We start from the raw sequence: 10,885 nt of genomic DNA, 5'->3' as shown, positions 1-10,885 counted from the left end.
CCTCGGCCGCCGGCGGCAGGGAGCGCCCGCTGCGCCGCACCAGCCCCACCATGCGCCGGATGCCGGGCGGCCCCAGCGGCCGCGCCGCCAGCTCCGGCGCCATGCGCAGCTCCGCCGCCGTGGAGGGCACCAGCGCGATGCCCAGCCCGGCGCGCGCCATACCCACCAGCGTGCCGGTGTGCACCGCCTCCTGCGCCGGCGTGACCATACGCCCAGTGCGCGCGAAGGCCTCGTCGACCAGGCGGCGGATGCTGCTGTCGGGCTCCAGCAGCAGCAGCCGCTCCTTGGCCAGCCGCGCCAGCGGGATGGCCGCCTGGCCGGCCAGGGCGTGGTCCGGCGGCAGCAGGGCCAGGATCTGGTCACGGAACAGCGGATCGACCGACAGCTCGCCGCCCGGGGCCAGGTCCGTGGCGATGCCGAGATCCACCTGCTCGGCCCGCACCATCTCGTAGATCTGCCCGGTCACCGCCTCATGCAGCCGCACGCGCAGCTCGGGGTGGGTGGCGAGCAGCCGCGCCATGGCGCCGGGCAGCAGGCCGGAGGCCACCGAGGGCAGCGCCGCCAGCCGCACCGCGCCGCGCCGCCGCGCCGCCAGGTCCTGCAGGCTGCTCACCGTGTGGTCCAGCTCGCGCAGCAGCGGCTCCAGGCTGCGGGCCAGCTCGCGCCCGGCGGCGGTGGGCTCGGCGCCCTGCGGCGTGCGGTCCAGCAGGCGCAGGCCGAGCGCCGCCTCCAGCTGCCGGATCTGCACCGTCAGCGCCGGCTGGGTGATGTGCAGCAGCCCGGCGGCACGGGTGAAGCTGCCGTAGCGCAGCACGGTGTTGAAGGCGCGCAGGCCCTTCAGGGTAACGGTCATAAAAAATATCTATAGGGGGAGCAAAAAATTTCAATTGATTTATGGCCCCGCAGGGTCCGGAATTTCCAGCGAAGACAGCCGGCGGCAAGCCCGGCGCCAGGAGGAACCGATGCCCGAGACCCCGCAGCGCAGCTATTTCGTGCGGCCGGAGGATGTGCCCGGCTACAGCCCCGCCAACCACACCGGCACGGTGAACCGCCGCCTGATCGCCCCCGAGACGGTGGGGGCGACGCGGATGGAGGTGCTGCTCGGCACCATCGAGGGCGGGCAGGGGGCGCTGCCGCACGCGCATCCCGGCATGGAGCAGGCCTGCTACATGCTCGCCGGCCGCGCCCGCGCCGAGGTGTGCGGCCAGAGCCGCGAGATCGGGCCGGGCGAGATGTGCTTCTTCCCCGCCGGCGAGGAGCACATCTTCACCGTGGTGAGCGAGGAGCCGGTGCAGGTGCTGGTGATCTACTCGCCGCCCTATGGCGAGGACCCGGCCAAGGTGGTGCGCCGCGCGGGAGGCCACGCATGAGCGCCGCCCCCCTGGCGCGCCGCCGCACCCTGCTGGCCGCCGCCGCCGCGCTGCCCGCCCTGCCCCTGCTGGCCCGGCCCGCCCGCGCGGAGGCGTGGAAGCCGCAGCGCCCGGTGACGCTGCTGGTGCCCTTCGCCGGCGGCAGCGGCACCGACGCCGTGGCGCGCATCCTGGCCGAGCTGCTGGGGCCGACGCTGGAGGTGCCCGTGGTGGTGGAGAACCGCGCCGGCGCCAACGGCACCATCGCCGCCATGGCGGCGGCGCGGGCCGCGCCGGACGGCCACACCCTGTTCATGACCACCAACACCAGCCATTCCGCCAACCCCTCGCTGATGAAGCGGATCGACTACGACCCGGTGGCCGACTTCACCCCCATCGCGCGCATGGGCAACCTGCCCTTCATGCTGGTGGTGGGGGAAGCGGTGCCGGCGCGCAGCGTGGAGGAATTGCTGGCGCTGGCGCGGCGCCAGCCCGGCCGGCTCTCCTACGCCAGCGGCAACAGCACCGGCATCGTCGCCGGCGCCACCATGGCGCGGATGGGCGGCGTGGAGATGCTGCACGTGCCCTATCGCAGCACGCCGCCCGCCATGACGGACGTGATGGCCGGCCGCGTGACCTGCATGTTCGTCGACCTCGCGGCGGGGCTGCCGCATGTGCAGGCCGGCAAGCTGCGCGCCCTGGCGATGAGCACGAAGGAACGCTCGGCGCTGATGCCCGACATGCCCTCGATGGCCGAGGCCGGGCTGGCGGGGTTCGACATCACCTCCTGGAACGGCGTGTTCGGCCCGGCCGGGCTGCCCGGGCCGGTGGTGCAGACGCTGAACGCCGCCATCCGCCGCGCGGTGGAGCGGCCGGAGGTGCAGAAGCGCTTCGCCGCCCTCGGCTTCGAGGCCTTCTCCGGCCCGCCCGAGACGCTCGACGCCTTCGTCCGCGCCGAGCTGGTGAAGTGGCGCGAGCTGATCGAGGCCGCCGGGATCGAGAAGGAATGACCGCGCTCGCCGGGCTGCGGGTGCTGGATGCCAGCACCGTGGTGATGGGCCCCTATGCCACGCGGCTGCTGGCCGACCTCGGCGCCGAGGTGCTGAAGGTGGAGCCGCCGGAGGGCGACGTGCTGCGCCGCGCCGGGCAGGGGGGCGCGATGTTCGCCCACCTCAACCGCGGCAAGCGCGGCGTGGTGCTCGACCTGAAGTCGCCGGAGGGCCAGGCGGCGCTGCGCGGGCTGGCGGCGGAGGCGGACGTGCTGGTGCACAACATGCGCCCCGACGCCGCCGCCCGGCTCGGCCTGCGGCGGCAGGACTTGGCGGAGGCCAACCCCCGCCTGATCGTCGCCTGCGCCTATGGCTACGGCGCGGGCGGCCCCTACGCCGCCCGCCCGGCCTATGACGACCTGATCCAGGCGGCGGGCGGGCTCGCCGCCACCATCGGCGCGGCGCGCGGCGGCGACCCGGCCTATGTGCCGCTGACGCTGGCGGACCGCGTGGTGGGCGCGCATCTCGCCTTCGCCGTGATGGCGGCGCTGGCCTGCCGCGAGCGCACCGGCATCGCGCAGGAGGTGGAGGTGCCGATGTTCGAGACCTTCGCCGACCTCGTGGCCGGCGACCATCTTGGCGGGCTGAGCTTCGAACCGCCCGAGGGCGGGCCGCACTACGCCCGGCTGATGTCGCCGCAGCGCCGCCCCTACCGCACCGCCGATGGCTGGATCGCCGTGCTGCTCTACACCGACGCGCACTGGCGCCGCTTCTTCGCCCTGGTGGGGCGCGAGGCGGAGCTGGCGGAGGATTCGCGCCTCGCCACCCACGCCGCGCGCCAGGCCCATATCGACCACGCCTATGGCCGCGTGGCCGAGGCGCTGCTGGAGCGCGGCACGGCGGCGTGGATGGCGTGCCTCTCCGACGCCGACATCCCCGTGGCCCCGGTGAACGACATCCCCGGCCTGCTGGAGGATCCGCACCTGGCAGCCACCGGCTTCTGGCGGCGCGTGGAGATGCCGGATGGGCGGGTGCTGCGCAGCCCGGCGCCGCTCGGCCGCTGGTCCGGCACGCCGCCGGCCGAGCCCGGCCCGCCGCCGCCGCTGGACCCCGCCGCCCCCGCCCTCTGGTCGCAACCCGCCGGGAGACCCTGAGCCATGGACTTCACCCTGACCGAGGCGCAGGAGGCGGTGCGCGACGCCGCCGCGCGCATCTGCGCCGGCTTCGGCGACGAGTACTGGCTCAGGCACGACCGCGAGGGCGGCTTCCCGCAGGAATTCTACGAGGCCATGGCGCGGGATGGCTGGCTCGGCATCTGCATGCCGGAGGAATATGGCGGCGCCGGCCTCGGCATCACCGAGGCGGCCATCATGATGCAGGCCATCTCGCAATCCGGCGCCGGCATGAGCGGCGCCTCCGCCGTGCACATGAACATCTTCGGGCTGAACCCGGTGGTGGTGTTCGGCAGCGAGGCGCAGAAGCGGCGGATGCTGCCGCCGCTGATCCAGGGCAAGGAGCGGGCCTGCTTCGCCGTCACCGAGCCGGATGCGGGGCTCGACACCACCCGCCTGCGCACCCGCGCCGAGCGGCGTGGCGACCGCTACGTGATCCATGGGCAGAAGATCTGGATCTCCACCGCGCAGGTGGCGGAGAAGGCGCTGATCCTGGCGCGCACCACGCCGATCGAGCAGGTGAAGCGCCGCACCGAGGGCTTGAGCCTGTTCTACACCACGCTCGACCGCAGCCGCGTCTCGGTGCGCGAGATCGAGAAGATGGGCCGCAAGGCGGTGGATTCCAACGAGGTGTTCTTCGACGGGCTGGAAGTGCCGGAGGAGGACCGCATCGGCGAGGAAGGGCGCGGCTTCGAGTACATCCTGCACGGGCTGAACCCGGAGCGCATCCTGATCGCGGCCGAGGCGGCGGGCCTTGGCTTCGTGGCGCTCGAGCGGGCCACCGCCTATGCGCGGGAGCGGCGCGTATTCGGCCGGCCGATCGGGCAGAACCAGGCGATCCAGCACCCGCTGGCCGCCAACTGGATGGAATTGCAGGCGGCGCGGCTGATGATCCTGCAGGCGGCCTGGCGCTACGACCGCGGCCTCTCCTGCGGGGCCGAGGCCAATGCCGCCAAGTACCTCGCCGCCGAGGCCGGCTTCCGCGCCTGCCAGCAGGCGGTGATGACGCATGGCGGCTTCGGCTACGCCAAGGAATACCATGTGGAGCGCTTCCTGCGCGAGGTGATGATCCCGCGCATCGCGCCCGTCAGCCCCCAGCTCATCCTCTGCTTCATCGCGGAGAAGGTGCTGGGGCTGCCGAAATCCTACTGAAGCGCGGGGAGGAAGACCGATGGGCGGATTGTGGTTCGAGGAGCTGACCGAGGGGCTGGAGATCGACGCCGGCTGGCGCCGCACCCTGACGGAAGCCGACAACGTGCTGTTCTGCGGCATGACGATGAACGTGGCGCGGCTGCACCTGGACGCCGAGTTCATGAAGGACAGCGAGTTCGGCAAGCCGCTGATGAACTCGCTGCTGACGCTCGGGCTGATGATCGGCATGAGCGTGCACAACACCACCAACGGCACCGCCATCGCCAATCTCGGCATGACGGATGTGCGCTTCCCCGTGCCGGTCTTCGCCGGCGACACGCTCGGCGTGCGCAGCATGGTGGTCTCGGCGCGGCCCAGCCGCTCGCGCGCCGATGCCGGCATCGTCACGCTGCGGCACGAGGCCTACAACCAGCGCGGCGAGGTGGTGGCAAGCTGCGAGCGCGCCGCGCTGATGCGCCGCCGCCCGGCGGAGGGCGCGGCATGAGGCTGCGCAGCCTGCTCTTCGCGCCCGGGGATTCGCCGCGCAAGATCGAAAAGGCGCTGGACGGCCCGGCCGATGGCGTGGTGCTGGACCTGGAGGATTCCGTCGCGCCCGCGGCCAAGGCCGGCGCCCGCGCCGCGCTGGCGGCGATGCTGCCGGGGCTGGCCGGCCGCCCGGTGGTGGTGCGGGTGAATGCGCGCGGCACGCCCTGGTACCTGGAGGATCTGGCGGCGGTGCTGCCGGGCGCGCCGGCGGCGGTGATGCTGCCCAAATGCGCCGGCATGGCCGACATCTTGGCGCTCGACCACCACCTGGAGGCGCTGGAGGTGGCGGCCGGGCAGGCGCCGGGCCGCACCGCCGTGCTGGCGCTGGTGACGGAGACGGCGGCCTCGCTGCACGGGCTGGATTACCGCGGCGCGCCGCCGCGCCTGCGGGCGCTGTGCTTCGGCGCCGAGGACCTCTCCTCCGACATCGGCGTCACCCCGCGCGACGCGGCGGGGGCCTATGCCGCGCCGGTGCGGCAGGCGCGGGCGGCGATGCTGCTGGCCGCCGCCGCCGCCGGCCTGCCCGCGCTCGACACCCCCCACCCCGACCCGCGCGACGCCGAGGGTCTGGCGCGCGAGGCGGCGGAGGCGGCGCGCGACGGCTTCGCCGGCAAGCTCTGCATCCACCCCGCGCAGATCGCGCCGGTGAACGCCGCCTTCACCCCGGATGCGGAGCGGCAGAGCTGGGCGCGCGCGGTGGTGGCGGCCTTCGCGGCGAGCCCGGACCAGGGCGTGCTCTCGCTGGAGGGGCGGATGATCGAGGGGCTGCACCTGCGGCTGGCCCGGCGCATCCTGCAGAGCGTGGAGGGCTGAGGCGGGCGCCGCGCCGCCCTCTCCACCCTGTCATGGCCGTGGGCGAGATCGCCCTGGCCTGAAGCGGCGCGCGGACGCATGCTGCCGGCGACCCCCGCCAGGAAGCGGCCCCGCCCGAAGGGGCGCCGCCTCCGGGCGCCGGGGCAGCAGCGCCGGCAGGAGACGCCATGACCCCCAATGCCATCTATCCCGACCTGCGCGACCGCAGCGTGTTCATCACCGGCGGCGGCAGCGGCATCGGCGCCGCGCTGACCGAGGCCTTCGCGCTGCAGGGCGCCCGTGTCGCCTTCGTCGACATCGCCGAGGAGGCGAGCCGCGCCCTGGCGGAGCGGGTTGCCGCCCTGCCCGGGGCCGTGGCGCCGCTGTTCCTGCCCTGCGACATCCGCGACATCGCCGCGCTGCGCGCCGCCATCGCCGAAGCCGCCGCGGCGCATGGCGACATCACCGTGCTGCTGAACAACGCCGCCAACGACCAGCGCCACGAGCCGGAGGCGGTGACGCCGGAATACTGGGACGACCGCATGGCCATCAACCAGCGGCCGCTGTTCTTCGCAGCGCAGGCCATCCTGCCGCAGATGCAGCGGGCGGGCGGCGGCTCCATCGTCAATTTCGGTTCGGTGAGCTGGAAGCTGCGGCAGGGCGGCATGCCCGCCTACACCATGGCCAAGGCCTCGGTGCACGGGCTGACCCGCGGCCTGGCGCGGGACTACGGCAAGCAGGGCATCCGCGTGAACACGCTGGTGCCGGGCTGGGTGATGACCGAGCGCCAGCTTTCGCTCTGGGTGACGCCGGAGGCGGAGCGCGAGATCGAGGCCGGGCAGGTGCTGGCCGGGCGGGTGATGCCGGCGCACATCGCCGACATGGCGCTGTTCCTCGCCTCCGCCGCCTCCGCCATGTGCTCGGCGCAGGAATTCGTCGTCGATGGCGGCTGGACCTGAGGTCATTCGCGGAAAGGTGATGATGCCGCCGCCAGCTTCGGCTGGCGGCGCAGCTGGCCCTCGGGGCCAAATTCCTCCGCTGGCCTGACCGGCCCGAGACTCCCCCGCCGAACGAGAGGGAGCCGGGCCTCAACGTCCTGGGAGGGACATGATGCAACGCCGCAGCCTGCTGGCCGCCCCGGCCGCCTTCGCGCTTTCCGCCGCCGCCCTGCCGCGCGGCGCGGCGGCGCAGGACAAGAAGACCCTCGCCTTCGTCGTCAACGTCTCGGCCGATTTCTGGACCATCGCGCGCCGCGGCATCGAGAAGGCGAACCGCGAATACCCGCAATACAACATGGAGATGATCGTCCCCGCCCAGGCGAGCGCCGCCGAGCAGCGCCGCATCGTGGACGAGTTGCTGGCGCGGCGTGTCGCCGGCATCGCCATCTCCGCCATCAACCCCGGCAACAGCACGGACATGCTGAACCGCGCCGCCGCCCAGGCGGTGCTGTTCACCACCGACAGCGACGCGCCCAACAGCAACCGCGCCGTCTATATCGGCACGGACAATGTCGCCGCCGGGCGCGAGGCCGGGCGGCAGATGAAGGCGGCGCTGCCGCAGGGCGGCAAGGCCATGCTCTTCGTCGGTACCATGGACGCCGACAATGCGCGCGAGCGCGTGCAGGGCATCCGCGAGGCGCTGCAGGGCGGCAACATCGAGGTGGCCGACATCCGCACCGACGAGAGCGACATGGCGCGCGCCAAGCGCAATGTCGAGGACACGCTGGCGCGCCGCGACGACATCGACCTGATGGTCGGGCTGTGGGCCTACAACACGCCGCAGATCTACCAGGCGGTGAAGGGCGCGGGGCGCGAGGGCAAGGTCCGCATCGTCGGCTTCGACGAGGACGGGCTGACGCTGCGCGGCGTGGCGGACGGCACCATCCATTCCACCGTGGTGCAGCAGCCCTACGAGTTCGGCTACCGCAGCATGGTCGGCATGGTGAAGTACCTGGAGGGGGACCGCTCCTTCATCCCCGAGAACAAGCAGATCATCGTGCCCACCCGCATCATCGACAAGAGCAACGTGCAGGAGTTCCAGGCGCAGATGCGCGAATTGCTGCGGAGCCGGTAGGCCGCCATGGACGGGATGGCCCCGATCCTGTCGCTCGAGGGCATCAGCAAGAGCTATCCCGGCGTGCGGGCGCTGGACGATGTGAGCCTGCGGCTGCGGCCGGGAGAGGTGCTCGGGCTGATCGGCGAGAACGGCGCCGGCAAGTCCACGCTGATGAAGGTGCTGGGCGGCGTCGTCGCCCCCAGCGCCGGGCGCATCGTCGTGGGGGGGCGGGAATGGCCCCGCCTGACCGTGCCCGACGCGCAGGCCGCCGGCATCGCCTTCGTGCACCAGGAGCTGAACCTCTTCGACAATCTCGACGTGGCGGCCAACGTGCTGTTCGGGCGCGAGCCGCTGCGCGGCGGCCCGCTGCGCCTGCTCGACCGGCGCGCGGCGGCGGCGCGGGTGCGGCCGCTGCTGGCGCGGCTCGGCGCCGATTTCACGCCCGAGACGCCGCTGGCCGCGCTCTCCATCGCGCAGCGCCAGCTCGTCGAGATCGCCAAGGCGCTGGCGGCCGAGGCGCGCATCATCATCTTCGACGAGCCGACCTCCTCGCTGACGCTGTCGGAGACGGCGCGGCTGCTCGCCGTGGTGCAGGAGCTGCGCACCGCGGGCACCGCCATCATCTACATCACCCACCGCCTGGCCGAGATCGTCGACTGCGCCGACCGCGTCGTCTGCCTGCGCGACGGAAAGCTCGCCGGCGCGCTGGAGCGCGGCGAGATCGGCCACGCGGCGATGATCCGGCTGATGATCGGGCGGGAGCTGCGCGCCCTCTACACGCCGCCGCGCCGCGCCCCCGGGCCGGGCGGGCTGAAGGCGGAGGGGCTGGTGACGGACGCCTTCCCCCAGGCGCGGGCGGATCTGGAGATCCGCGCGGGCGAGATCCTGGGGCTGGCCGGGCTGGTGGGGGCCGGGCGCACCTCGCTGGCTCGCGCCCTGTTCGGGCTCGACCCGCCGCGCGGCGGACGGGTGCTGCTGGACGGGCGGCCGCTGCGCCTGGCCTCGCCGCGCGACGCGGTGCGCGCCGGCCTCTACCTGGTGCCGGAGGACCGCAAGGCGGCGGGCCTCGTGCTCTCCATGCCCATCGCCGAGAATGTCAGCCTCGCCTCGCTGCACAGCTTCGCGCGGCTGTTCCTGCTGGACCGGCGGAAGGAGGCTGCCACGGCGGAGCGGCAGGCGCGGGCGCTGCGCATCAAGGCGCCGCATGTCGGCGTCGTCGCCGCCACGCTCTCGGGCGGCAACCAGCAGAAGGTGGTGCTGGCCAAGTGGCTCAGCATGGCGCCGCGGGTGATCCTGTTCGACGAGCCGACGCGCGGCATCGATGCCGGCGCCAAGGGCGAGATCTACGCGCTGATGCGCGCGCTGGCCGACGAGGGGGTGGCCATCCTGATGATCTCCAGCGACATGGAAGAGGTGATCGGCGTCTCCGACCGGATCGCCGTGATGCATGAGGGCCGCATCAGCGGCATGCTGGACCGCGACCTGTTCAGCGAGCAGGCGGTGCTGCGCCTGGCCATCGGCCAGGGCGAGGAGGCCGCCGCGTGAACCGCAAGGATCTCGGCCTCGGCGCACTGCTGGTGGTGATCGGCGCCATCACCGCCTTCCTCAACCCGCTCTTCCTCTCCACAGTCAACCTGCTGAACATGGCCAACCTCATCGGCCTGTTCGGCATCTTCAGCATCGGCCAGGGGCTGATCATCATCACGGCGGGCATCGACCTCTCGGTGGGGGCGATGCTGGCGCTGCTCGGCGTCGTCTTCGTCGACCTGCTGGTGAATTACGAGCTGTTCTGGCCCTTCGCCGTGCTGGTGGTGCTGGTGGCGGGGCTGCTGCTCGGCGCGCTGCACGGGGTGCTGGTGACGCGGCTGGGGCTGCAGCCCTTCGTCGTCACCCTCTGCGGTCTGCTGATCTACCGCGGCGCCGCCCGCTACTACACGCAGGACGGCACGATGGGCTTCGGCTATGCCGGCGACCTCGACACGCTCACCTGGCTCGCCTCCGGCCGCAGCTTCGGCATCCCGCACCCCTTCATCGCGCTGCTCGTGGTGGCGCTGGTGGTGGGGGTGCTGCTGCACCGCTCGGTGTTCGGCCGCTACCTCTACGCGGTGGGGCGCAACGAGGAGGCGGCGCGGCACTCGGGCATCGACACGCGCGCGGTGGTGGTCGGCGCCTACCTGCTGGGCGGGCTGCTGGCGGGGCTCTCCACCGTGCTGCTGGTGTTCTACACCAGCTCCGTCTCGCCCTCCTCCTTCGGCAATTTCTACGAGCTCTACGCCATCGCCGCGGCGGTGCTGGGCGGCTGCTCGCTGCGCGGGGGGGAGGGCAGCGTGCTCGGCATCGTGCTCGGCACGGTGCTGCTGCAGATCCTGCAGAACCTAGTGAACATCCTCGGCATCCCCTCCTCGCTGAACTTCGCGGTGATGGGCAGCGTCATCCTGCTCGGCGTGCTGGCCGACCAGCAATTCGGCCGGCGCAAGGCGGCGCTGGCCGGTGCCTGAAGGGCCGGGGGGAGGCGCGCGGCCTCCCCCCGGCCGCCCTCAGTTGGCCGAGATCTTCTTCTCGCGCACCACGGCGGTCCAGATCTTCGCCTGTTCCGCCAGGAAGGTCTCGAATGCCTCCGGGGTGGAGGCCACCACGTCCACCCCCTGGCTCTCCAGCGGCTGGCGCAGGGCGGGCTGGCGCAGCGCCTCCTGCAGGGCGGCGTGGAAGCGGCCGATGACCGCGTCCGGCACCCCCGCCGGCGCCAGCAGCCCCCAGAAGGCGCGGGCGGAAACGCCGGCCACGCCGCTCTCGATCAGGGTGGGGATGCCCGGCCGCAGGGGGGAGCGCGTCTCGCCCGTCTGCGCCAGGG

At 73.0% G+C, this 10,885-nt stretch carries 12 protein-coding genes; 10 read left to right on the top strand and 2 right to left on the bottom strand.

The features are described from left to right. Positions 1-853, bottom strand: an 853-nt coding sequence (locus ACZJYS_RS18925) for a LysR family transcriptional regulator (protein WP_493179929.1), incomplete at its 3' end; no start/stop codon positions are given. 109 nt (positions 854-962) lie between these two features. Here ACZJYS_RS18925 and ACZJYS_RS18920 point away from each other — a divergent pair. The 10 genes from ACZJYS_RS18920 to ACZJYS_RS18875 all read left to right on the top strand — a co-directional run bounded on the left by ACZJYS_RS18920 (position 963) and on the right by ACZJYS_RS18875 (position 10,532). After that, on the top strand, positions 963-1,370 hold the full coding sequence (locus ACZJYS_RS18920; RefSeq protein ID WP_109517549.1) for a cupin domain-containing protein: 408 nt from the start codon (positions 963-965) through the stop codon (positions 1,368-1,370). Beyond that, positions 1,367-2,359 (top strand): Bug family tripartite tricarboxylate transporter substrate binding protein, encoded by a 993-nt coding sequence (locus tag ACZJYS_RS18915; RefSeq protein WP_493179928.1) that lies wholly within the window; start codon positions 1,367-1,369, stop codon positions 2,357-2,359. Before ACZJYS_RS18920 ends, ACZJYS_RS18915 begins: the two co-directional genes overlap by 4 nt. Next, entirely contained in the window at positions 2,356-3,492 is a 1,137-nt protein-coding gene (locus tag ACZJYS_RS18910; RefSeq protein ID WP_493179927.1) for a CaiB/BaiF CoA transferase family protein, read from the top strand. Before ACZJYS_RS18915 ends, ACZJYS_RS18910 begins: the two co-directional genes overlap by 4 nt. A 3-nt stretch (positions 3,493-3,495) precedes the next feature. Beyond that, positions 3,496-4,662, top strand: coding sequence for an acyl-CoA dehydrogenase family protein (locus ACZJYS_RS18905; RefSeq protein WP_493179926.1), 1,167 nt, complete (start codon positions 3,496-3,498; stop codon positions 4,660-4,662). A gap of 19 nt (positions 4,663-4,681) precedes the next feature. After that, the gene (locus ACZJYS_RS18900) at positions 4,682-5,146 is read left to right on the top strand and encodes a MaoC family dehydratase (protein ID WP_493179925.1); all 465 of its coding nucleotides are present in this window, start codon (positions 4,682-4,684) and stop codon (positions 5,144-5,146) included. Then, positions 5,143-6,000: an HpcH/HpaI aldolase/citrate lyase family protein gene (locus tag ACZJYS_RS18895; protein WP_493179924.1), complete on the top strand. Its 858-nt coding sequence runs from the start codon at positions 5,143-5,145 to the stop codon at positions 5,998-6,000. The genes ACZJYS_RS18900 and ACZJYS_RS18895 overlap by 4 nt, the downstream gene beginning before the upstream one ends. A gap of 167 nt (positions 6,001-6,167) precedes the next feature. Continuing rightward, positions 6,168-6,938 carry an SDR family NAD(P)-dependent oxidoreductase gene (locus ACZJYS_RS18890; RefSeq protein ID WP_493179923.1) on the top strand — a complete coding sequence of 257 codons (771 nt, stop codon included), beginning with the start codon at positions 6,168-6,170 and terminating at the stop codon, positions 6,936-6,938. Between the two features lie 151 nt (positions 6,939-7,089). Beyond that, on the top strand, positions 7,090-8,052 hold the full coding sequence (locus ACZJYS_RS18885; RefSeq protein WP_109517605.1) for a sugar-binding protein: 963 nt from the start codon (positions 7,090-7,092) through the stop codon (positions 8,050-8,052). Positions 8,053-8,058: 6 nt separating this feature from the next. Further along, positions 8,059-9,579 carry a sugar ABC transporter ATP-binding protein gene (locus tag ACZJYS_RS18880; RefSeq protein ID WP_493179922.1) on the top strand — a complete coding sequence of 507 codons (1,521 nt, stop codon included), beginning with the start codon at positions 8,059-8,061 and terminating at the stop codon, positions 9,577-9,579. Next, positions 9,576-10,532: an ABC transporter permease gene (locus ACZJYS_RS18875; protein WP_493179921.1), complete on the top strand. Its 957-nt coding sequence runs from the start codon at positions 9,576-9,578 to the stop codon at positions 10,530-10,532. The genes ACZJYS_RS18880 and ACZJYS_RS18875 overlap by 4 nt, the downstream gene beginning before the upstream one ends. 39 nt (positions 10,533-10,571) lie before the next feature. On the opposite strand, the gene ACZJYS_RS18870 is transcribed toward ACZJYS_RS18875, so the two are convergent. Continuing rightward, positions 10,572-10,885 (bottom strand): tripartite tricarboxylate transporter substrate-binding protein (locus ACZJYS_RS18870; RefSeq protein ID WP_493179920.1); only part of this gene is annotated, 314 nt, incomplete at its 5' end.

The sequence above is a fragment of the Roseomonas sp. TS2 genome (assembly GCF_058833935.1).
This window is presented reverse-complemented; position numbering and strand designations above follow the sequence as displayed.